The 22,816-nt window shown below is 53.6% G+C and carries 23 protein-coding genes, 1 other RNA gene and 1 pseudogene; 6 read left to right on the forward strand and 19 right to left on the reverse strand.

What is annotated here, in order from left to right:
- Positions 1–221: 221 nt before the first annotated feature.
- Positions 222–311, forward strand: a pseudogene (locus H627_RS21010) (SemiSWEET family transporter); the annotation flags it as partial.
- A 64-nt stretch (positions 312–375) separates the two neighbouring features.
- Here H627_RS21010 and ssrA read toward each other — a convergent pair.
- The 16 genes from ssrA to H627_RS0112635 form a co-directional block, all read right to left on the reverse strand.
- Positions 376–750: a transfer-messenger RNA gene (ssrA, locus tag H627_RS19795) on the reverse strand.
- 57 nt (positions 751–807) lie between these two features.
- On the reverse strand, positions 808–1,761 hold the full coding sequence (locus H627_RS18310) for an alpha/beta hydrolase (protein ID WP_051225423.1): 954 nt from the start codon (positions 1,759–1,761) through the stop codon (positions 808–810).
- Positions 1,762–1,844: 83 nt separating this feature from the next.
- Entirely contained in the window at positions 1,845–2,201 is a 357-nt protein-coding gene (gene rplT, locus H627_RS0112570) for a 50S ribosomal protein L20 (protein ID WP_027829229.1), read from the reverse strand.
- 45 nt (positions 2,202–2,246) lie between these two features.
- Positions 2,247–2,447, reverse strand: coding sequence for a 50S ribosomal protein L35 (rpmI, locus tag H627_RS0112575; RefSeq protein ID WP_027829230.1), 201 nt, complete (start codon positions 2,445–2,447; stop codon positions 2,247–2,249).
- A gap of 68 nt (positions 2,448–2,515) precedes the next feature.
- Positions 2,516–3,049 (reverse strand): translation initiation factor IF-3, encoded by a 534-nt coding sequence (gene infC / locus H627_RS0112580; protein ID WP_027829231.1) that lies wholly within the window; start codon positions 3,047–3,049, stop codon positions 2,516–2,518.
- A gap of 166 nt (positions 3,050–3,215) precedes the next feature.
- Positions 3,216–5,207, reverse strand: a complete 1,992-nt coding sequence (gene thrS / locus H627_RS0112585; protein WP_027829232.1) for a threonine--tRNA ligase — start codon at positions 5,205–5,207, stop codon at positions 3,216–3,218.
- Positions 5,208–5,501: 294 nt separating this feature from the next.
- The gene (gene dnaI / locus H627_RS0112590; protein WP_027829233.1) at positions 5,502–6,440 is read right to left on the reverse strand and encodes a primosomal protein DnaI; all 939 of its coding nucleotides are present in this window, start codon (positions 6,438–6,440) and stop codon (positions 5,502–5,504) included.
- Positions 6,437–7,822: a DnaD domain protein gene (locus tag H627_RS0112595; protein ID WP_027829234.1), complete on the reverse strand. Its 1,386-nt coding sequence runs from the start codon at positions 7,820–7,822 to the stop codon at positions 6,437–6,439. The genes dnaI and H627_RS0112595 overlap by 4 nt, the downstream gene beginning before the upstream one ends.
- A complete protein-coding gene (gene nrdR, locus H627_RS0112600) occupies positions 7,819–8,331 on the reverse strand; it encodes a transcriptional regulator NrdR (protein ID WP_027829235.1) in 513 nt (170 codons plus the stop codon). The genes H627_RS0112595 and nrdR overlap by 4 nt, the downstream gene beginning before the upstream one ends.
- A gap of 2 nt (positions 8,332–8,333) precedes the next feature.
- Complete coding sequence (gene coaE / locus H627_RS0112605) at positions 8,334–8,957, reverse strand: dephospho-CoA kinase (protein ID WP_027829236.1); 624 nt, start codon at positions 8,955–8,957, stop codon at positions 8,334–8,336.
- A gap of 2 nt (positions 8,958–8,959) precedes the next feature.
- A complete protein-coding gene (gene mutM / locus H627_RS0112610; protein WP_027829237.1) occupies positions 8,960–9,802 on the reverse strand; it encodes a bifunctional DNA-formamidopyrimidine glycosylase/DNA-(apurinic or apyrimidinic site) lyase in 843 nt (280 codons plus the stop codon).
- 26 nt (positions 9,803–9,828) lie between these two features.
- Entirely contained in the window at positions 9,829–12,489 is a 2,661-nt protein-coding gene (gene polA / locus H627_RS0112615) for a DNA polymerase I (protein ID WP_027829238.1), read from the reverse strand.
- A gap of 98 nt (positions 12,490–12,587) precedes the next feature.
- Positions 12,588–13,907, reverse strand: a complete 1,320-nt coding sequence (gene murC / locus H627_RS0112620; protein ID WP_027829239.1) for a UDP-N-acetylmuramate--L-alanine ligase — start codon at positions 13,905–13,907, stop codon at positions 12,588–12,590.
- A complete protein-coding gene (locus tag H627_RS0112625) occupies positions 13,904–16,141 on the reverse strand; it encodes a DNA translocase FtsK (protein ID WP_027829240.1) in 2,238 nt (745 codons plus the stop codon). Before H627_RS0112625 ends, murC begins: the two co-directional genes overlap by 4 nt.
- Positions 16,142–16,250: 109 nt before the next feature.
- Positions 16,251–16,883 (reverse strand): YtpR family tRNA-binding protein, encoded by a 633-nt coding sequence (ytpR, locus tag H627_RS0112630; RefSeq protein WP_035441007.1) that lies wholly within the window; start codon positions 16,881–16,883, stop codon positions 16,251–16,253.
- Positions 16,884–16,926: 43 nt separating this feature from the next.
- Positions 16,927–17,250, reverse strand: coding sequence for a thioredoxin family protein (locus H627_RS0112635; protein WP_035441009.1), 324 nt, complete (start codon positions 17,248–17,250; stop codon positions 16,927–16,929).
- 145 nt (positions 17,251–17,395) lie between these two features.
- Here H627_RS0112635 and H627_RS0112640 point away from each other — a divergent pair, with 145 nt between their 5' ends.
- Complete coding sequence (locus tag H627_RS0112640; RefSeq protein ID WP_027829243.1) at positions 17,396–17,728, forward strand: hypothetical protein; 333 nt, start codon at positions 17,396–17,398, stop codon at positions 17,726–17,728.
- On the opposite strand, the gene trmB is transcribed toward H627_RS0112640, so the two are convergent.
- Genes trmB through H627_RS0112655 form a run of 3 tightly spaced genes read right to left on the reverse strand, consistent with a single transcriptional unit; the run spans position 17,713 to position 20,335 of the window.
- Positions 17,713–18,360 (reverse strand): tRNA (guanosine(46)-N7)-methyltransferase TrmB, encoded by a 648-nt coding sequence (trmB, locus tag H627_RS0112645; RefSeq protein ID WP_027829244.1) that lies wholly within the window; start codon positions 18,358–18,360, stop codon positions 17,713–17,715. The genes H627_RS0112640 and trmB overlap by 16 nt on opposite strands.
- Positions 18,361–18,383: 23 nt before the next feature.
- Positions 18,384–19,604 (reverse strand): ABC transporter permease, encoded by a 1,221-nt coding sequence (locus H627_RS0112650; RefSeq protein ID WP_027829245.1) that lies wholly within the window; start codon positions 19,602–19,604, stop codon positions 18,384–18,386.
- Positions 19,601–20,335: an ABC transporter ATP-binding protein gene (locus H627_RS0112655; RefSeq protein WP_027829246.1), complete on the reverse strand. Its 735-nt coding sequence runs from the start codon at positions 20,333–20,335 to the stop codon at positions 19,601–19,603. Before H627_RS0112655 ends, H627_RS0112650 begins: the two co-directional genes overlap by 4 nt.
- Positions 20,336–20,458: 123 nt before the next feature.
- On the opposite strand from H627_RS0112655, the gene H627_RS0112660 reads away from it, so the two are divergent.
- The 4 genes from H627_RS0112660 to H627_RS20945 all read left to right on the forward strand — a co-directional run.
- Positions 20,459–20,905 carry an HIT family protein gene (locus H627_RS0112660; RefSeq protein ID WP_027829247.1) on the forward strand — a complete coding sequence of 149 codons (447 nt, stop codon included), beginning with the start codon at positions 20,459–20,461 and terminating at the stop codon, positions 20,903–20,905.
- Positions 20,898–21,254 (forward strand): YtxH domain-containing protein, encoded by a 357-nt coding sequence (locus H627_RS18315; protein ID WP_051225424.1) that lies wholly within the window; start codon positions 20,898–20,900, stop codon positions 21,252–21,254. Before H627_RS0112660 ends, H627_RS18315 begins: the two co-directional genes overlap by 8 nt.
- Positions 21,255–21,396: 142 nt before the next feature.
- Positions 21,397–22,428, forward strand: a complete 1,032-nt coding sequence (locus H627_RS0112670; RefSeq protein ID WP_027829248.1) for a peptidylprolyl isomerase PrsA — start codon at positions 21,397–21,399, stop codon at positions 22,426–22,428.
- An 89-nt stretch (positions 22,429–22,517) separates the two neighbouring features.
- Positions 22,518–22,816, forward strand: a 299-nt coding sequence (locus H627_RS20945) for a helix-turn-helix domain-containing protein (RefSeq protein ID WP_155827939.1), incomplete at its 3' end; no start/stop codon positions are given.

Here is a 22,816-nt window from a genome sequence, read left to right on the forward strand (position 1 = left end):
CCCGGTCAACACCGGTGTAAAACACGACCTCGGCGTCCTTGAGCTTCACTCGTGCCGCAACCTGCGGTTTGACCAGCGGCTTCGGCGACCGGTCGGTCACCTGGATCGGCACGATATCTTTGATTTGAACCATGAAAGGCCTCCTTGTTTACTTGATAAACCAAGTTTACAAGGAGGCCTGCACCGGGTCACGATACCTATGTCAACGACCGCTTACGTTCAAAACATACCGAGACTGGCCATTGATTATTTCCAATCTGCCCGGGGTGATTTTTGGTCTGGTGACGGTGATCACTGTCTATATTCATTAAAGCAGAGCAACAATAAAACAGCCGCGGCAATCCTGATTGTTCAGGACAGCCGCGGCTGTTTTAATTATGGAGGTGACGGGAGTTGAACCCGTGTCCATACGCATTGCCATGCAAGTCTCTACATTCATAGACCAGCTACTTGTTTTCTCGTCTGCCCGAAACGCCGTTGATCAGGGCTAGCACTGACAGACATGCCTGATGATCTCTTATTCAGCACTCAGGTGGGGCGCTGAATCGTAACCCGGTTATTTTTTGAGACCCATGACCACCGCCCGGGTAACAGCGATGATGGATCACGCTAGAAAGCTGTTGTTAGGCAGCTAATGCGTAAGAATTTTGGTTTTTTGCAGTTATATTTAACTGTGACGGTGATGACGCAGGCGTCTCCTGCGGAATGCAACTCACACTCACCTACGCATGTCGAATCCGTAACACCCCCGAATATCGACACAAGTCAATGATACCAAGAAATTGGGTTGTTGTCAATTTAACCGGTCTACCGGCCAATTTGCGTCGCCCGGTCGCCAAACGCCGGCCACAAAAACTTCACCACGTTCTGGGTCACCTGCCAATTATGCTCATGCAGTGCCGAATGCTGCGCATTAGGCCCAATTACCCGGACTTGATGGAAAACGGCGATGCGGTTCTTCACCAAATACCCAATACTGGTAGCCGATGGGACAGTCACCACCCCATCCGACTGGCTGCCGTCCCCCAAGTCACCGTAAATATTCAACATCCGCAACGTCTTCGGCACCTGCGGCGCGTATTGTTCCAACCGTGCATATTCAGGATGCACGATTGCCGGCCGCCCATCAGCCTCCAAGTGATTCTGGTGCGGCTGGTCGGTCCATGTGGTCCCGTCATTGGGGTGGAAAAACTCCGAGACCGGCTGGCGGCCAATGATGCCGTTGAACGGGCCGGCCAAAGTCACCAATTTATTCACCGCTGGTAAACCGGCGCCGGCCCCGTGCTGGAACGTATACAGCGTCGAGGCATAGGCGCCCATGGAATGGCCAACCAGGTTCACCTTGCGCAGGCGGTCCTGGGTATATAGATAGGCCAGCAGCTGATGCAGCCATTTCGCGTACTGCACTTCCCCAGCCCGATTGTTTTCAAAAACGATCCGGATCAGCTGGCGCGAGTTGGCGTCAATTTTTGGGCCAACAAAAATAAATTTGCCCTGGGGCGTTACCCGGACCGTGGTAATCACGTTGGTCACGCCTAAGGAAACAATATCGTCCGTAATCAGCTGCGTAGAATAACTGGTGGAATGCCACCCGGGTACAAAAACAGTCGGCACATCATTCGCTTGCCTTTCAACTTTCGATAACTTCTGCTGGTGCGGTTGGGGCGAGAGGGCCGTACTGAGACAGACAATCGTAATGCCTGCAGCAATGATGAATAACGCCCCCCACCATAACCAGCGCCGCTTCCTTGGCTGCTGCACACCCGTGCCTCCCTACACTCAAAATCGAAAAAAAAGGCCCGTGCCAAAAATAGGCACCGGTCCCCCGCACATCAAATGTTTACTTAAGCAATGGCTTTCTTAGCCGTATCAACCAAAGCCGTAAAACCGGTTGGGTCGGCTACCGCCAGATCAGCCAGCATCTTCCGGTTGATCGTCACGTTAGCAACCTTCAAACCATGCATCAATTGGCTGTAGCTCATGTCGTTCATCCGTGCTGCCGCATTGATCCGCGCGATCCAAAGCTTACGGAAATCGCGCTTCACTTGCCGCCGATCACGGAAAGCATAACGATACGAGTTCATTACCTGAGCATTTGCTGCTTTGAACAGTAAATGCTTCGCGCCGACGTAACCCTTCGCCAGCTTTAATACCTTTTTGCGCCGTTTACGCGCTACATTGCCGCCTTTAACACGTGCCATTTTGTAGTTCCTCCTTGTTCTTCGTTAAACCAGTGGTGGTGCTAATTACTTCATCTGGGAAAGCATCGGTTTGATCCGCTTCATGTCGCTGCTGGATACCAGAGCAGATTTCCGCAATTGCCGACGCTGCTTCACTGTTTTACCGTGGAACCGGTGAGACGTGTAAGCGTGGCCCCGCTTCAACGCACCAGAAGCGGTCTTCTTGAAACGCTTGGCAGATGCACGATGTGTTTTGAACTTTGGCATTTGAATGATCCTCCTAATATACTAGTTTCAATTCATTCAATCCAGCGGATTGGCTGAATTAAAAGGCATTACTTGGTGGCGTCTTGGTCTGCTTTCGGAGCCAGCATCAGGAACATGAAGCGGCCGTCCATCTTTGGCCGGGTCTCGACCGTGGCAATGTCCGCCGTTTGCTTGGCTAACTCGTTCAGTACGTTCTGACCAATATCCTTATGGGTAATTGCCCGCCCACGGAACCGAACAGAAGCTTTGACCTTGGCGCCTTTGCTCAAGAACTTGCGCGCGTTATTCAGCTTGGTATTGAAATCATTGGTTTCAATCGTCGGCGATAAGCGCACTTCTTTGATGTTGATGGTCTTTTGCTTCTTCCGTGCTTCGCGATCTTTCTTCTGCAGTTCGAAGCGGTACTTCCCGTAGTCCATGATACGGGCAACGGGCGGCTTCGCTCCCGGGGCCACTAGAACAACGTCCAGACCGGCTTGTTCAGCCAGATCCAGAGCATCACGTTTGGACTTAACGCCCAATTGGTCGCCATTCTGATCGATCAGACGGACCTCGCGGGCGCGAATGCCATCGTTTACCATCAAATCTTTTGCTATGGTAATTCACCTCTCCATAATTATTTCTAAAGAAAACACAAAACGACGAGTGCACAATGCACCCGTCGATCAGAAATTACCGATTTTCGTAAAGCCCAGAGGTTTATAAACATGGGCGAGAGACGGGTGTCTCTACTTGTATTTTCTCAACTCAACCAGTATACCGATTGGCTTACTGCTTGTCAAGTGCGGACAAGACCTTGGAATTCTGAGCCTCGCCGGTCCGGGAATAGTTCTTGATGTCGGCAACAATGGCATCGATGAACATCTCCAAATCTTGGGATTCGGCCTTATCGTGCCCATACTTCCGCACTGATACGCTGGAATCCTTCTTTTCTTGATCACCGACAACCAAAGTATATGGAATCTTCTGGGTCTGGGATTCACGAATCTTGTAGCCCATCTTTTCATTCCGGTCATCGACCTCAACCCGGACACCCTCTTGGAGCAAACGCTTCTTAATTTCCAACGCGTAGTCCAGATGCAGTTCGTTGTTGACCGGGATGATCTCGCATTGAATCGGGGACAGCCAAGTTGGGAAGGCCCCCTTATAGATTTCAGTCAGGTAGGCAATGAACCGTTCCATGGTGGAGATGACACCCCGGTGAATCATGACCGGCCGGTGCTCTTCGCCGTCGTCACCGATGTAGGTCAAGTGGAACTTCTCTGGCATCATGAAGTCCAACTGAATAGTGGACAAGGTCTCATCATTGCCCAAGGCCGTCTTCGTCTGGACATCCAGCTTAGGACCGTAGAAAGCTGCTTCGCCCTCAGCCTCGTAGTAATCCAGGCCCAGGTCATCCATGGCGCCCTTCAGCATTGCTTGGGACTTATTCCACATGGCATCGTCATCGAAGTACTTGGCGGTGTTTTGAGGATCCCGATAGCTCAAGCGGAAGCTGTAGTCGGTGATATCGAAGTCCGCATAGACATCCATCATCAAAGTCAGGATCTTCTTGAATTCGTCTTGAATCTGGTCCGGAGCGACGAAGGTGTGACCGTCGTTCAAGGTCATTTCCCGAACCCGTTGCAGACCGGACAAGGCGCCGGACTTTTCGTACCGGTGCATCATACCCAATTCAGCGATGCGGATCGGCAATTCCCGATAGCTGCGGATATGGTGCTTGTAGATTTGAATATGGGACGGGCAATTCATCGGCCGTAATTCCAGCATTTCACCATCGCCCATATCCATCGGCGGGAACATATCCTGCTTGTAGTGATCCCAGTGACCGGATTGTTTGTACAGATCCAGGTTGGCCAGAATTGGCGTATAGACATGCTCGTAGCCGTTAGCAATTTCCTTGTCGATGATGTAGCGCTCAATGGTCCGGCGAATCGTGGCTCCCTTAGGCATCCAGTAAGCTAAGCCGGCCCCAACGGACGGATCAACGAAGAACAGGTCCAGTTCCCGGCCAATCGTCCGGTGATCCCGTTCCTTAATGTCTTCCCGCCGCTTGGCATCGGCTTCCAGTTCTTCCGCACTGAAGAATGCCGTGCCATAGATCCGCTGCAGCATCGGGTTAGAGGACTTGCCTTGCCAGTACGCGCCAGCAACACTCAGCAGGGAGAAGTGCTTCAAGAGTTTCGTATCCGGCAGCAATGGACCGTAGCCAAAGTCCAGGAAATCGCCCAGTTTGTAAACCGGAACTTGGACGCCGGCTTGAGCCTTGACCAGAGCCTCTTTGTACGGATCGTCAGCAAAGTGCTTGGCCAATTCTTCCTTGTCCATCAGCACCCGTTCGATCTTGTCGTCGTCTTTGACAGCGGCCTTCATTTCTTTCTCCAAAGCCGGCAAATCAGTGACGGCAATCTGGTTCTCGCCATCGGCCGGGTTATCGGTATCGTAGAAGAACCCGTCTTCTTGAGCCTTGCCTTCGCCTAAGTGATAGCTCGGGAAGCTCTTGTGGACTGCCGCCGCCAGCAGGAAAGCACCGGTATTGCGCAGGACGGCCAAACCTAAGTCATCTTTCTTGGTCACAATGGCGATTTTGCCATCTTGCTTCAACGGTGCCGTCAGATCCACGGCAGTGCCGTTCAAAGTTGCGGCGACGGCGTTTTTAGCCAACGAGTTGCTGATGCCCTTGGCAATCTCCAGCGCTGTGGTCCCGGCCTCAACTTGCTTCTTGGCGCCATCTGGGAACGTTAACGTAATTGCTGCCATAATAATTCTCCTCCTCAAATATATAAAAAAAGTCCCAGTGATTCACTCACTGGGACGCTTAACTGCGCGGTTCCACCCGTATTGAATGTAAAAATACATTCCGCTTGAACAGTCGATAACGGGACTAGCCGATTGCATGGAATCAAGAAACTGGTAGGCAACCCATTGTCCGGCTTACAGCCTAGGACCGGACTCTCTGGAACGGATTCGCGTAACATCTCTCATGCAGTTTCAAATTGACTTCATTATAACCTCTTGGTTTTCAAAAAAACAAGGGGTGATGTCAATTTGTTTTCATTTCTGTGAGTTAGCCAATTGCGCCCGCCGATCTGGTCCGTTGACTTGGATCTCCCGCGCTAAGAATTTGATTCGGGCCATGATCCGATTCGACTTCAATGAATCATCCTGGCCGTTGCGCCCGGTCGCCATGAACTCCTGGAGATTAGCCATACTTAAATTCGAACTAAAAAAAGTAGCCAATCGTTCCTGCATGCGATACTGCAAAATAACACCCAATACATCATCCCGGAACCACGGACTGGGCGTCTCCCCGCCGATATCATCGAAAACCAGAATGGGCACAGCTTCGATCTTACGGATGCGATCCAGTACACTGTTATCGCTGATGGCGTCGCGCATTTCCACAGAGAAGGTCGGCACATGCAGGATCAGCGTGGGAATGCGGTAATCGGCCAATTCATTGGCCATGCCGCCTAACAGATACGTCTTCCCCACCCCGTAGCTGCCTGTAAGGTAGAATCCCTGATGATATTTTTTCGGCGACGCGACATAGTTATTCACAAATGTGAGGGCCGCCCCCAGCGCTTCTTCCCGTCCGGCAGTATCCAGCGCGTCCAGCCGGGCGTCTTTGAAGTCTTTGGGCATGTGGGCCGCATCGACCAAGGCCGCCTTTGCCGCCGCTGCGTCGGCAGCGACCTTTTCAGGCTGCGGTTCATAGGTCACGTCAATCAAATGATTGTTCACGATCAGACGCGGATAATAACCTGGCGCAAAGGTTTCTTCATGATTAGCAATTTTTTCTTTTTCGTTGAAAAATTCATACAGCTTGGCCATGCCTTTGTTGACCGCATCCGGATCTAGTTTTCCTTGATTTTGTTGAAAGAACGCGCGGACATCGGGATCATTCTTCACCCGGCGAATGATGTCCGCATACTTTTTCCGGCGCTGATCCTGATTCAGATAGTGGGCCATATCTTGACCGACATTTTTCATGAGCGGGTCCCTCCCTTCGTGCGTTCTTCTCTATTTTTGCGCAGCTTGGCCATTTCGGCGGCCAGCTTAGCTTGTGTGCTTTGATCAGTTGGTTTGGCGGCGGGCGGCTGATAATTCGGATCGGCCCAGGCCGGTTGTTTCGTTTTCGGCGTTACTGTGCCCCGACGGTAGTTACTGCGGCCAGGCGCTGAGGTGTTATTTCTCTGCAAGAATTCACGGATATGGGCAAAAGCCTTTTCCGGCGTATCGATATGATTGGACAGCCAATCGTTGGCCGTGCGATCCATTGAATTTTGATTAACGATTTGATAATTCGTTACCAAGTAATGGATCAGCACGTTCACCACACTATCCGGCAATGCGTGGCGCTGGGTCAAAGACATCACCGTCTGCGGCTCAAATTTACCGATAATCGTGCCGAGACGCTGGTGCTGCCACTGCAGGAAATCTGCTGGCGCAAGCCGCTGCGCTGCATCCAATACCTCCGCCTCTGTTGGCGGGGTGCGCGGTTTGGTCGGAGCATCCACCGCGGGTACTGGCGCCCCTTGGGTCAAATACTGCTTGCGGGCCATGGTCCGCAGGCGCTGCGGTTCAAGCCTATTGGTCATGATGTTTTTGCTGGCTTCAATCAGCTGCGCCATGCCGATTTCGTCAATTTTATAGAAATCATGCAGGGTGAAAATAAGCTGGGCATTCTCCTCCAACTGGTCGCGGTTGATCTGGGCGGGCATTAATTGCTGGGCCAGCAAGTCCCAGTCAAAGCTAGCCAATTGGGCTGCGCTGTAACGCGGCCGCGCACTAGTCGCCGCCTGAGTCGTGCGGGCCGCGGGCGTTTGCCCCTTCGCGAGCAGCGATTCGACTTCCGACGAAAACACGGTCGTGAAATCCTGACTCACATTCGTGTACCCCGTCCGGTCAAAACTTTGCTTTTTAAAATGCTGGCGGATCTGCTCTAAACGATGATCCCCGACCTGTTCCCGCAAAAACTCGGTGAGCAGCGGTTCGTGGAAAAACTCCTGAGGCGGCAATGGAGCGTGCAGTTCATACACGTAATATGTCCCGATCTGGTCGGTTTTGCGGTATGACTGTACCAAATCCAAAGCCTCCAGCTTGCTGCGGGCGACAAAGAAAGTCGTTAAATCTTCCCCCAGCATGGTGATCAGCCAATTGTGGGGCAGGCGATCCGACAGAACCATGGGCTGACTAGTACTGTGCACCAAAGTTTGCAGAATATGGTATAGCGCAAAGCCCACCGCGCCGGTGAGCGGTTGATAAAGATACGTCAGCAGTTCTTCTGAATACGCGCTCAGATAGTCCGCTGACGTCACAAGGAAACCATCTTGAGGCGACAGGCTGCCGATATTGGCGACTTGGCCGTTCATTTTTTATTCCCCTTCTCCGCTTTCTTCGGCGGAGTATCCGGATTCGGATGGTGGTTGCCCCGCTGCATCATTTCCTGTAATTCTTTCATGAACACATTCATATCCTTGAACTGCCGATAGACACTGGCGAAACGAATATAGGCCACGTCGTCGATGTTCGACAGGCGGGTCATCACAGCTTCCCCAATATCCTTAGAAGATACTTCGTTTTCGCCGGTTTCCCGCAATTGGCGTTCCACCGCGTCCACGAGGGCGGTCATTTGTTCCATGGTCACGGGCCGCTTCTCCGCCGCGCGAATCACGCCCTTCAGTACCTTTTCCCGGTTGAACTCTTCCCGGGTGCCGTTCTTTTTGATGACCAGCAGCGGGGTCTGCTCGACGCGTTCAAAGGTCGTGAACCGATAACCGCAGTTTTCGCATTCCCGCCGGCGGCGAATCGCCCGGTTGCCATCAGCCGGTCGAGAATCAATAACCCGCGAACTATTGTGGTGACAGCGGGGACAAAGCATAGTCATTCCTCATTTCTTAACGTGTGGGTAATACCGATTTGGGCCAGGATCTGCTGCACTTGGGGATAGAGGGCCGCCAAGGGACCGGTATTGTCAGTGACAAAATCGGCCCGGGCGCGTTTTTCTTCAATCGGCAGCTGGGCAGCGATGCGGGCATCAGCGTCCGCCGCCGACAGCCCGTCCCGCTCCATCAGCCGAGCCTTCTCCAGGGCCGCCGGTACATAAGCCACCAATACGCCGTCCACCATTGCAAGATAATGACCGCCCTCGTAAAGCAAGGGAATATCCAAGACGATCAGCGGTGCTTCCGCAGCCCGGTACCGGTCCAATTCGGCCTGAATCGCTGCCCGAATCAAACCGCCGTTCAGCTGATCTAATTTGTGCCGCTGGGCTGGGTCGTGAAACACGATCTGCCCCAGGGTATGCCGGTTCAAACTGCCGTCTGGATTGAGGACACCGGCACCAAAGGTTTCTTTGATGCGGGCCAAGCCTTCGCTTCCGGGCGCCACGACTGCGTGGGCAATGGCATCCGCGTCCACGACGGGATAGCCCCACTCTTTGAAAATCTGGGCCACCGTGCTCTTCCCGGTCGCGATGCTGCCCGTGAGGCCAAGCACGTAACTCATGGTTAATCTGCCTTCTTTTGCGGAAGCTTTTGGCAATGGGGACAGAAATGTGTCCCCCGGCCAGCCACTCGAATTTTGACGATCATTGTACCACAGCGTTCACAGGGTTGTCCTTCCCGGTCATAGACGTGCAGGGCGTTTTGAAAATCCCCTGTTTGTCCATCCGCGCCCACAAAGGAATGGACGGTCGTCCCGTGGGCGGCGATGGCCTGCTGCAATTCGGCAATGATCGCGTCATGCAGGCGGCGGATCTTCACTGCGGAGATCTCGTCCGCCGGTGTCAGCGGATGGATCCGGGTCAGCCACAGCACTTCATCCGCATAGATATTGCCTAATCCTGCCACAACGGTCTGATTCAGCAAAATACCCTTGATCGCCGCGTGGCGCTTGGCCAGCGCCTGTTTCAGATAATTCACGGTGAACTCTGGGCTGAACGGTTCCGGTCCCAAGTCCCGCAGGCCGTGGACCTGATTTTCGGCGCCGGTGGGTACCAGCGTCATTCGGCCGAACTTCCGCATGTCGCGGTAACGGAGCTGACTGCCGTCAGTGAAAGTGAAAATCACATGGGTAAAGCGTTCCTTGGGCGCATTGGCGGCGCCGTAAGCATATTTACCCTCCATCCGCAAGTGGGAAACCATCGTCCAGTCGCCGCTGAAGCGGAAAAGCAAATACTTGCCCCGGCGATCAACGCCGGTGATCGTGCGGCCAGTGACGGCGGCTTGAAAGGCGGCTAAATCGCCGCCGACAATTTTTGGCCAGTCGCTGCTGACGGAGCGCACCGTTCGGCCGATCACCGTGTCCGCCAAACCGCGGCGGACCGTTTCCACCTCCGGTAATTCTGGCATTGTGTCCCAGACCCCTTTCTGTTCAGTTACTTCACATCATACCAGGTATCGCCGAAACTGCTGTCCACTTTCAGCGGTACTGCTAATTTTACTGCCGAATCCATGATTGACGGCACGAGCTTCTCCAGAATTGGGATTTCTTCCCGCGGTGCTTCAAAGAGCAGTTCATCATGCACTTGCAGCAGCATGGTGGCTTGCAAATGCTGATCTTTCAAGGCTTGGGCCATATTGATCATCGCTACTTTGATAATATCGGCGGCGCTGCCCTGGATCGGCGTGTTCATCGCCGTGCGTTCCGCAAACTGGCGCAAATTACGGTTTTTGGCATTAATGTCCGGCAGATAGCGGCGGCGGTGCATAATCGTTTCCACATAGCCTTGTTCCCGAGCGGTCTTCACGATCTGCTCCGTCCAGTCTTTGACTTGGGGATACTGTTCGAAATAGGCGTCAATGAACGCCTTAGCCTGTTCCCGGGGAATCCCGATGTTTTGGGACAACCCATAGTCTGAAATACCATAGACGATACCAAAGTTCGTGGCTTTAGCCTGACGCCGCATGTTATCGGTGACCTGGCTCGGGTCGGTCAGATGGAAAATTTTCATCGCCGTGTTAGCGTGGATATCCCGATTTTCCTTGAACGCTTCCTGCATGTTCCGATCACCGGATACATGGGCCAGCACCCGCAGCTCCACCTGGGAATAGTCGGAGTCAAAGATCTGCCAACCCGGATGGCTGGGCACAAAGGCCTTACGAATCTGCTTGCCCTCATCCTGATGCATGGGAATATTTTGCAAGTTGGGATCTTGCGAAGATAGCCGGCCGGTTTGGGTCAGCGTCTGAATGTAGCGGGTATGAATCTTGCCGTCAGGATGGATCTGACTGAGCAAGCCTTCCACATACGTGGATTGGATCTTGGCCAGCTGGCGATAGCTCAAAATCATCTGAATGATCGGCGATTCATCCTGAAGCTTCTCCAGAACCGCTACGGACGTCGAATAACCAGTCTTCGTTTTTTTGATCGGCGGCAATTTCATTTCGTCAAACAAGACAGTGCCCAGCTGTTTTGTCGAATTAATGTTGAATTCATGACCGGCTTCGGTGTAGATCTGATTCTCTAAGTCCTGCAAACGTTCCTTGAGCGACACGCCCATGGCCTTTAATGTGTCCGGGAGGACCTTGATCCCGGCGATCTCCATATTTGCCAGCACGATGGCCAAGGGCCGTTCCAGATCAGTGTACAGTGTGTACTGTTCATGGGCCTGCAAGTCCTTAACCAGTTGCGGCTGCAAATTATAAACACAGGCCAGTTTATGGGCAATGTGCTGGATGAACACAGCCTGGTCGTCAGGTACTTGGCGTTTCTTGCCTGTGCCGTAAACCGCGGCATCAGTTTCCACACCGGTATACCCGTGCTGAGCTGCGACCGAGCCAAGGTCATTACTGTTATCCACCGTATTCAGCAAGTAAGACACCAGCAGCATGTCAAAGTCGATGCCGTTGATCGTTGCCCCGAAGCGATGAGCAGCGACGTAATTCCGTTTGGCGTCAAACACATATTTTACTTTTTGCGCATCAGCCAGCCAAGTTTGCAATGCCGGTTCGCGCAAAATCGCGTCCTGAGTGGCCACATACCACTGGTCCGGAGTGCCCAGCCCCACCGCAATGACCGGCTCGGTGTGGTAATTATCCCCCAGCATTTCGATCATGAAAGTCTTGGGCGCATCCCCCGCCAGTGCTTGCGGCAAGTTGGCGGCCGTTAATGCCGTTACGGGCAAGTCCTTTTGCACTGGCGCGTCATCGTCCTCTTGAGGGGCAAGATCCTTGATAAAGGAGTTGAAGTCCAGTTCTTGATACAACGCCAGCAAGGCTTGGTTGTCTGGGCCCGGATAAACCGTATCCGCCAACCCCAAGGTGATTGGGGCATCCGTCCGAATCGTCGCCAAGTCTTTGCTGAGGAAGGCCATATCCTTGTCGTTGATCAGGTTTTCTTTCATTTTGGACTTTTTCATATCGGCCACATGGGCATAAAGATTTTCCACTGAGCCGTATTCCTGAATCAGTTTCAACGCAGTCTTTTCGCCCACCTTGGTGACACCGGGATAATTGTCGGAATTGTCCCCCATCAACGCCTTGACGTCAATCAGCTGCTTGGGCGTGATGCCCAGCTTCTCTTGGAAGTGTGCTGGCGTATAAGCTTCCAGCTCAGTGACGCCCTTCAGCGTGACCTGGACCGTAATCTGGTCGCTGGCCAACTGCGTCAGGTCCCGATCGCCGGAGAGTACAGTGACCGCCATCCCCGCCTTGGCACCTTCCTGGGCCATCGTGCCGATAATGTCATCGGCCTCGTAATTCTTCAGCTCGTACCACTTGATACCATACGCGTCCAGCAGCTTGTGCAGGAACGGCAGCTGTTCAGCCAGTTCGCCAGGCATCTTGGCCCGGGTGCCTTTATATTCCTCGAATTTTTTCGTCCGGAAGGTCACTTTTCCAGCATCGAAGGCCACCAGCACATTGGTAGGATCAACCTGCTCCAGGATATTGTCCAGCATGCGTTTGAACGCGAAGATCGCGTTGGTATGCAAGCCGTCGCGGTTGATAAATGAGTCCAGCGCGCTGTGCATGGCAAAGAAGGCCCGGAAGGCCACACTGTTCCCATCCACCAGCAGTAATTTCTTGGTTGTCGGCACGTTTGAAAACTCCTTTCTGACGCTCTTTCTTCTCTATATTGTAACAAAAGAAAACCGTTGAAACACGCGTTCCAACGGTCATCCAGGCAGCAATTCAATTATTTGTCGGCTTGCAGCGCATCCGTGAAGACTTTTTCGTACTTCTGGATGTCGCCGGCCCCCATGAACACCAGCACATTGCCCTTTTCTTTGAGCAGCGGCGTGATATCACCATTCTCCAAGACTGTAGCGCCCTGGGGAATCTTGGCGGCCAAATCGGCACTGGATACATTCCCGTGGGATTCCCGGACGGAGCCGAAAATCGGGAAGACATAAACCGCGTCAGCTTGGCTCAAACTCTTGACGAAGCCAGGCATCAAGGCCTTGGTCCGGGTATACGTATGGGGTTGGAAAACCGCGACGATCTTGCGGTCTGGGAACTTTTGCCGAGCCGCGTCCAATGTGGCGCGAATCTCGTTGGGATGATGGGCATAGTCATCAATGACCTTCGTGGTGCCGTAGTCTGTTTCGGCAAAGCGGCGCTTCACGCCGTCAAAGGAAACCAGCTCTTGGGCAACCTTGGCCGGATCCATCTTTTCCAAATGGGCGACACCGACGACCGCCAGACTGTTCAAAATACTATGCTCGCCAAACAAGGAAACCGCGTAATGGCCGATCGGCTGCTTGTGGAACAGCACGTCAAAGCTGGACCCTTTGGTGGTGCGGACCACATTGACGGCTTGGAAATCATCAGTATCTTTCAAGCCATAGAAGTAAATCGGGACATCCGTCTTCAATTCATGGACATGGGGATCGTCGCCCCAAGCAAAGATGGCCTTCTTGGTTTGGTTGGCCTCTTGCTGGAAGGCGGATACCACGTCATCAATGTCCTTATAGTAATCCGGGTGATCATAATCGATGTTGGTGATCACCGCGTAGTCGGGATGATACGAAACGAAGTGGCGTTCATATTCATCGGCTTCATAAACGAAGAAGCGGGCCCCGGGTACGCCTTTACCGGTGCCGTCACCAATCAGATAGCTGGTCTTGGCCACCCCGGACAGGGTGTGGGCCAGCAAACCAGTGGTGCTGGTCTTGCCGTGGGTGCCGCTGATGCCGATGCTGGTGTAGGGCTTCATGAATTCACCGAGGAATTCATTGTAACGGTACATGGTCAGGCCCATTTTCTTTGCCTGCTGAATCTCGGGATTGTCGTCCCGGAAGGCATTACCCCGGATAACCGTCATGCCCTCTTGGAGATTCGCCGGGTCAAACGGATACATGGGAATGCCCGCGGCCGTCAGCGGCTTCTGGGTGAATGTATACTGATCAATATCGGAACCCGAAACATCGTTGCCTAAGTCATGCAAGATCAGCGCCAGCGCGCTCATCCCTGAACCCTTGATACCGATGAAATAATACTTCGTCATGTATGTCATTCCTTCTCTTCGTCTTGTTGATGCGCGGTTGCGGCAGTGTCCGCATCCCCCCGGTAAAAGACCTTGCGGGGTTTGGATCCCCGGGGACCAGAAACCAAGTTCTTGGCCTCCAGATGATCGATGATATTAGCGGCCCGATTGTAACCGACAGAAAACAGCCGCTGCAATTTACTGGTGGAAATGGTGTCCTCATGCTGGACATAATCCAGCACTTGGTCCCACAGGGGGTCTTCCTCTTCAGTCACCGTCGCCGCTTTTTGCAAATCCTGGTTGGTGAATACGTAATCCGCCTGAGCTTGCGCGGTGATGGCCGCCGTCACCCGGTCGATCTCGTCGCCGGTGACATAAGCGCCCTGCAAGCGCAGGGGATGATTGGAGCCGTTCGCCCGATAGAGCATGTCGCCCTTTCCCAGCAGCCGATCGGCACCCTGGGCATCCAGAATAGTGCGGGAGTCGACTTGACTGGACACCATGAAAGCGATCCGAGTGGGAATGTTGTTCTTGATCACGCCGGTTAAAACATCCACACTCGGCCGCTGAGTGGCAATCAGCAGGTGGATCCCCGCCGCCCGCGCCTTCTGGGTCAGCCGGGCGATACTGTCTTGGACAGCATTGGCAGTGGTCATCATCAAATCAGCTAATTCATCAATGACGACGACAATATAGGGCATTTGCATCTCTGGTTCACGCTGCGCTTTGGCCCGCTGATTGAACTCTTCAATGTTCCGCACACCGGCTGCCACCAGCTGGGTATAGCGCTGCTCCATCCGTTCGACGACCCAATCCAAGGCCGCCACAGCTTCTTCCGGGTCAGAAATGACCGGCGCCAGCAGATGGGGCAAGTTGTTGTATGGCGCTAATTCCACTGCCTTAGGGTCGATCAGCAGCAGTTGCAATTGATCCGGCGTGGCTTTCAGCAGCAGCGACAGTAAAATCCCGTTGATGAACACGGACTTGCCGCTGCCGGTAGAACCGGCGATCAAACCGTGGGGCATCTTGCGCAGATCCGCCACCACCGGCCGGCCGAACAGGTCGATGCCCAAAGCCACCGTCAATGGCGACAGGGATTGGGCGAAGGCCGTGGAATCAACGATCTCTTTCAACGCGACGGAGCGCGGCTTAGCGTTGGGAATCTCGATCCCCACCGTGCGCTTGCCCGGAATCGGGGCTTCGATCCGAATCTCTTGAGCGGCCAGCGCCAGTTTCAAATCATCAATGAGCGCGGTGATTTTGGACACCTTAACCCCCGGCGCCAGTTGGATCTCAAACTGGGTCACCGTTGGGCCGACTGTTTGATGGACAACACTGCCGTCCACATGGAAAGCTTTCAATGTCGCGTTCAGCTGACCAGTTTGATTGGCCACCCATTCATCATCTTTAGTCGAATCAACATCCTGGACCGGCCGCAGCAAATCGGTACTGGGCAGCCGATAACCAGTATAATCCGTCGTTTTGCCGCTGTCAGCAGGCAAATGGGCAGTGGCCGCAGTTGGCGCCGGACCAGTTGGGGCCATGGCTGCCGCTGCGGGCTTGGGTGTTGCCGGGGCCGCCGGTTCTGCCGCGGCCGGTTGCTGCGGACCTAGAGCCTTCTTCAATAGGTCATCGGGCATATGAAAGGCACCGAGCACTGAATCGTCATCGGCCGCTGTTTCTTCAGTATCCGATTCTCTGCTGTCCTCAATTTCCTGAGGATCTGACGAACGGATGGATTCAGCTGCATCATCTGCTTCTCTGTGCGCAGATCGTGTTTCATCAGCAGCGCTGCCCGGCGATTCTGCCGGTTGCGGTTGCGGAGTTTCTGCAGGCGCCGGTGTCTCGTCCGGCATGTCAGATTCTGCTGACGCCTCGCGTTCGGGCATCGGTTTTTCTTCGCCCGCGGCCGCTGGGCCGTCTGCCGCTGTCTTCTCTGGCGGCGCCGGTTCGATTGGTTCCTCAACGTCATCATTCGGATCCGCAAATAAGAACACTTGACCAGGTGTCTTGTCAAACGCGGCCACCATCGTCGGATCCGCCTTGTGGTCAGAATAAATAAACGGATGCAGATTACTGATTGGGATATAATCCGCCGTCAAATCATCCGGTGCCGGACTGGGCGCGGCTGCCGCCGGGTGCTGCCGCGGCACTGGCCGGTGCGCCGTACGCGGCCGGACGGTTGGGGCAGTTGGCGTCGTCCGTTTTTTCGGTTCTTGAGCCGGCGTCCGCCGGTAAAACGCCGGACCATCGTAATGCGCCATAGTCAAATCTCCTCTTTCTTCTCTGCATCTGATTGTAGCAGAATCCCCAGACACAAAAAACAGCAGATGCCAAATCCCTCAGGACTTGACCCCTGCTGCTGATCAAAAATTAATAGGTGAGCTTAAAGTTCGCCGGAATAAAAGCGGCGCCCACGGGCGCGTCCGCCGGCAAAATCAGCAAGCCCGGTTTTTGCGGGGCATTGGGCAAAGCCAACTCCCGCGGCGCACACAGCATACCGTAGGACGGCACACCGCGCAGTTCGCCGGGCCAAATGATCTTGCCGCTGGGCATGAAAGCACCGGGCAAAGCCGCGACGACCTTCTGGCCTTCAGCGACGTTAGGCGACCCCACCACGATTTGGCGCGGCTTTTCTTCGCCGACATCGACTTGGGCAATCTTTAAATGATCGGAATTGGGGTGCTTCTTCAATTCCTTAACGAACCCGACCACCAAGTAAGGCTTGGGGTCGGCGGTCAGCCGCTCGGCAAAACCGGCATTAGCCAGCGCTGTATTCAGCTTGGCCACATCGGCTTCACCCAGCTTGACTTGCCCATCATGGAGCACGTCGCTGCCGAGAATGTCCGCCGGGTGGAAGAAATTCATCCCCACCAGTGCGCCGCTTTTGGCGTCCCGGATCACGGTGACATTTCCCCGGCGCTCACTGGTCTCTGTAAACTCGCTATCCTGGGCGACCACTGCGAAGAGCACGTCCAGACGGTGATTGAATGCTGTAATTAACAAGGCTTTTTGCTCCTTACCGATTTAAGTTCACCTAAGTTTAGCATTAGGCCGGTAAGTTGTCGATAAATGCCTCGATCTGCTTCTTGGTCTTCCGGTCCTTGTTCACGAACCGGCCGAGCTCTTTGCCGTCTTTCACCGCGATGAAACTGGGAATACCGAACACGTCCATATCCTTGGCCAGATCCAAAAACTTGTCCCGGTCAATTTCAACAAACTGCCAATCGCTGTATTCCTTCTCAATGGCGGGCATCTGCGGCTTGATAAAGCGGCAATCCCCGCACCACGCGGCATCGAAGAATAGCATGTGCTTACCCTGGGCCGTCACGTCTTGCAGCTGAGCATCGTCCATTTCAGCCAATGACTTCATTCCTCCACGCTCCTTTCGCTTTCTTACTTACTAATTATAAGTGAACAGGTCAAAAAAGTAAACCACCGGCTGCGGCGTTGGCAAAGCTGGCCATCCATCATATAATGGGAGCCGTATACTTCAAAAAAGAAAGCAGGTTACGATTATGGCCAAGTCACCCCGTCCTTGGGTCTATTTCGCCGCTGGCGCCCTTACCGGACTATTCACCGGCGCCGTAGAAATGTATTGGCACCAACGCAGCGCCCAGCACTTATTGGATCACCGGCTGCAGCAAGTGAAGGATCTGTTCCTGCAGGAAGGACCCATTCAAGGGTCCTGGATCGAATCCCAAGCCCATCCCTACACTGGTAAAAACGGCCGCACCACCGATGTAAACTATGGCGGCATCACCCGCCAAGAAAACGGGCAGTTGCGGCAGTACGAATTTATCATGGACGTCCCGACCGGCCAGCTGCTGGATATTTATCCCTTAGCCTGATGGAACACCGCCCGGACGCCATAAATAGGCTGGCCCTTGGCGCTGAACTTATCCTCGTATTCCGTCGGCACATTCGCCGCCGCCCAGGTTGTGTCATCGTGATGCAGATCCAGACTCAATTGCTGAAACTGCATCCCAAACTGATTCATACTGATCAGCGAATATTCGAAGAAATGACGGTTGTCCGTCTTCAACTGCACCACCCCATCCGGCACGAGCAACTGCTGGTATTGGGTGAGAAAGCTGGAGTATGTCAGCCGTCTTTTTTCGTGCCGCGTTTTGGGCCACGGGTCAGAGAAATTCAAATAAATTTCACTGAAGTGCCACCCGGCAAACAGGGCCTGCAAGTTCTCGGCATTGGCCACCACCAGCTGCAAATTCGGCAGCTGCGCGTCGACCTGGGCTTTCAAAAGCACTGCCAGGGCGGAATGCTGCATCTCCAAGGCAAGAAAATTGATCTCCGGGTGCAGCTGGGCCATTTTAAAGATAAATTGACCCTTGCCAGTGCCGATTTCCAGCCGTACCGGCTGTTTCTGAGCAAACTGGTCGGCGACGTGCTCCGGTTGCACTTGAATGAGTTCCGGATGGGCATCGATCAGTTCCTTCGCCCAGGGTTTATTTCGTAACCGCAAAAAGAATTCCTACTTTCTAAAAATTACTGCATCTTGGCGATCCGCCGCGGTGCATAGAGATAAATAAACGCTAAGGTCACGGCCAGCGCGATCGCGGCTGCGGCCAGTGTGAGCAAAGAAAAGCCCAGCTGCCAGACCATGGGGATGACGAAAATCACCCAAGCCAGCAGCAGCAGAACCGTCAATAACCGGGCAAACGAATGCTGCTGACTCGCTGGCGGCACGGGGTACAGGAAAGTCATCACGTTATTGCTGTACTGGCCGGCAAACGGCAGCAGCTGAAAGCCGATCAAGTAGATAAACAGTGCCGCTACCAGCGCGGCCGCCCACCATGTGGGAATAAAGTACAGGGCGATCGCCCCAATGATGGTGAGCCGCAGGAACAGTCCCAGATACTCGCTGCCCCGCAAAAAGCCGCGGACATATAAATACGTGAACGTATGCGGCGGGGTCAAAGTCAGTCGGGGAATGAACACATCCAGATACTTGCGCCGCTTCGCACTGCTGGTCAGGCCAGGCACATCGGTGAACAGGTTGTAGAACCGATAGATCCTGAATTGGCGCCGTTCTTCCCGGCCAATGGCCACCAGCCAGTCGATCCGGCTGCGGCGAATCACCCGCTGGAACGTCGTGGTCAGCCACATGTACCAGCCGATGGCCGCGAGTATGGCGACGATGGCCAGCCAACTCGGCCCATAGACACTGAGCGCCAGACTCAGTACGCTGATTCCCTGGGCAAGCCAGAAGCGGCCGCGTGCGGCCGTCTGCTGATCCATCAACAGGCCCAGTCCCTGCCGCACCAGGTCGGTGCTTTTCAGGAGCACCAGGATGAGCAGGAAGGCCGCCCACTGCAGCGTCGTCACCCCTGCCCCGCGAACAGCGAAGGGAAACGCCAGCAGGCCAACAAAGAGCAGCGCCGTCAGCGGGACCGGCAGACTGTAACGCCAAGCCCCCCGCAAATACTCTCGCATGTCCGCTTCCCGGGGCTGAAGGAAGACCGAATCCGCCTCAAAAATCAGGCTGGCAAACTGACCGACCTGCAACAAGGCCCAGAAGGCCAAAATCAATACCGGTTTGCCCCACCACAGCGTGGTGATCCCCTTGAGCGCATTGGCATAACTGACCCCTAAGGCCCCGAAGAGAAAGATCAGGGCAATCATAAAGTGATCGTTGAACACCAGCCGCAAATACTTCAGTTGCTGGGTCAAATGCCGCTGTTGGCGTTGGTGCCACAGAGTCTTCATGAGGCCGCCGGCTCCTTTGTCATCGCCAGATAAATATCGTCCAAGTTGGCGTCGCTCATGCCGAATTCCTGCTTCAATTGATCCAGCGATCCCTGAGAGCGGACCCGCCCATTATTCAGCAGAATAAACGTGTCCGCGTATTGCTGGGCGGTGGCCAAAATATGGGTCGACATTAAAATCGACGCCCCCGCCGCTTTGCGTTCCTGCACGATCGTTAACAGATCATGAACAGCCAACGGATCCAGCCCGGTGAACGGTTCATCAATGATGAACAGCTTGGCCTCCGTCATGAAGGCGGTCACGATCATCACCTTTTGGCGCATCCCTTTGGAAAAATTGCTCGGGAACCAATCCAGCTTATTATCCAAACGGAACATTTTCAGCAGCCGATCGGCCTTTTCCCACGTTTCTTTGACCGGCAGACCGTACGCACTGATCGTTAGATCGATGTGTTCCTTTAAAGTGAGTTCCGGGTACAGCACCGGGGTCTCCGGGACATAGGCAATTTGCTGGTGATAGGCAGTGGCGTCCTGCTGGATCGTCAAGCCGTTCACCGTGATGGTCCCCTTCGTGGGCGTGAGCAGACCGATGACGTGCTTGATGGTGGTGGATTTACCCGCCCCGTTCAGCCCGATCAACCCGGCTATCGTCCCGTCCGGCACGCTGAACGTGACGTCATGGAGCACCGGTACATGGGCATACCCGCCCGTTAACTGATCAACATTAAGCAATGAATCAACGCTTCCTTTCGTTCGCTGGAAAACAGCAGGCTAGCCCGCCCGCCGCATGGTGTTATGGTATCATGATAGCAGAAAGTTGGCCGCCACGAAACGGCGGCCGTCAGGAGGTTCAAAATGTTAGACGAGAACTGTATTTTTTGCAAGATCATCCGGGGGGAAATCCCCAGTGTGACGGTTTTTGAAGACGATCACGTCAAAGCCTTTTTGGATATTTCCCAAACCACCCCGGGTCATACCCTGCTTGTACCCAAGGACCACATCGAAGATATTTTCCATCTGCCCGCCGCGACCGCGGCCCGGCTTTTTTCCTACGTACCGATGCTGGCCAACGCCATCAAAGCGGCCAACAGCGGCATCAAGGGTATGAACATCATCAACAACAACGGCGAAGTGGCTTATCAAAGTGTGCATCATGTGCATATCCACTTGATTCCCCGCTATTCCGATCAGGATGATTTCAATATTCATTTCGGCAATCACAGCGATATGTATGATACAGCAGCGCTGACCAAAATTGCTTTGACCATCAAAGAAAACTTGCAGGAGGCGCCCCATGCCTAAATTTCGTCACGGCCTTGTGCTCGGAGCCATTGTCGGTACGGCAGTCGCTCTCCTTACGGCTAAAAAAACCGGCGCCGACCGCCAGCGGGATACGGCCGCCTATCTGGACGACGTGACCGGTGCAGTCCAAGACGTCAGCGCGAGTGCCGGCAAATTACAGACCGCCCTGGGGCATTTGCTGACCCAGTTGCAGACGACGGTGCCCACCGTGCAGAAACAGGTTGAGCGGGATATTGCAGATTTCCAATTCCAAGCCCAGCCACGGCTGAATCAAATCAACGAGACCCTGACGACTTTGCAAGCCGACGCAGCCGGTTTCACTGATCAAAAAGTCACAAATAAATCATAACTGTGGCGATTCTATGCCGAATTTGTAAAACTTTAAGAAACCCCCGCCCGAAATTTTCAATGCCATTTCAGGTGTGGTATATTTGACGTTGTTCTGATTACCCGCAATGGGTACAATCTTTAGTTGAATGGATGTGTATTTAATGTTTAAAAAGTCTGGCAAATGGGCCATCGCGCTCAGCGCAGTCGTTGTCATGCTGCTCGCAGCAGGCTGCTCCGCCGGTAATAAGACCGTTGTATCAATGAAGGGCGGCAAAATTACTCAAGAGCAATACTACGAGGCCATGAAAGACTCCAGCTCGGGCAAAACAACCCTACAGACGCTGATCTGGGAAAAAGCCTTGGAGGAACAATACGGTAAGACCGTGTCCGACAAGACTGTCACCAAGCAATATAATTCCGTCAAGACCCAATATGGTGCCCAGTTCTCCCAAGCACTGGCCCAAAATGGTTTGACGCCTTCTCAGTTTAAGACCAACATCAAGACCAACCTCCTGACCCGCAAGGCTCTGGAAGCCCTGAAGCCGGTCACCACCGCCGATTTGAAGACGCAATGGAAGTCTTATGAACCGAAGATCACCGTTTCTCATATCCTGGTCAAGGACGAGAAAACGGCCAAGGATATCATTAGTCAATTGGAGAAGGACAACGGTAAGAACTTCGCCGCTTTGGCCAAGAAGTATTCTACCGATACCGGCTCCAAGGCCAATGGCGGGAAGCTGACCCCGTTTGACAGCTCCGATACGTCTTACGATGCCACCTTCAAGAAAGCCGCTTTTGCTTTGAAGCAGGGTGAATACACTAAGACACCGGTCAAGACCCAATATGGTTACCACATCATCATGTCCGATAAGAACCCGGGCAAGGGTAAGATGTCTGACCACACCAAGACCTTGAAGACCCAGATCTATGACAAGTGGATGCAAGATTCTACGGTCATGCAAGGGGTTATGTCCAAGGTATTGCAAAAGGCCAATATTGATATCAAGGATAAGGACTTGAAGGATATTCTGTCCGGCTACCTGAACAGTTCATCCAGCAAGTCGACGGCAACGAGCTCATCTGCGGCTGAATCAAGCAGCGATGACAGCTCTGCGACGTCCAGCTCCAGCAGCACGTCGAGCTCCAGTGCCAGCAGCACAACGAGTTCTTCGGCTTCTAGCTCAAGCAAGTAATTTAATTACTGGTATTGAAAAAGGCATCCTGCGATGTGAAGTGCCCCATAATTGTTAGACAGATACTCTAACGATTGTGGGGCATTTTTATGACCAAATATTCTAGTGAATTAAAGTTACAAGTTGTGCAGGAGTATCTTTCAGGGCGTGTATCATATAGTGCACTTTGCACGAAATACAGTATCCCGGCAACGAGAGTAATCCGGGAATGGGTTGAACAGGCTCGAGCCCATGGACTAGAATCTCTTAAGCGGAAACATACGAAGACTGTTTACTCTCTGGAACAGAAGTTGGCTGTGGTAGACTATTACCAAACCAGTGGTGAGGGTGTGGTATCCGTGGCTGCCCATTTCGGGATTAGTTCCTCTCAGGTGGTTGCTTGGGTGAA

Origin of the sequence: Schleiferilactobacillus harbinensis DSM 16991 (genome assembly GCF_000425885.1) — a bacterium.
Taxonomy (GTDB): Bacteria; Bacillota; Bacilli; order Lactobacillales; family Lactobacillaceae; genus Schleiferilactobacillus; species Schleiferilactobacillus harbinensis.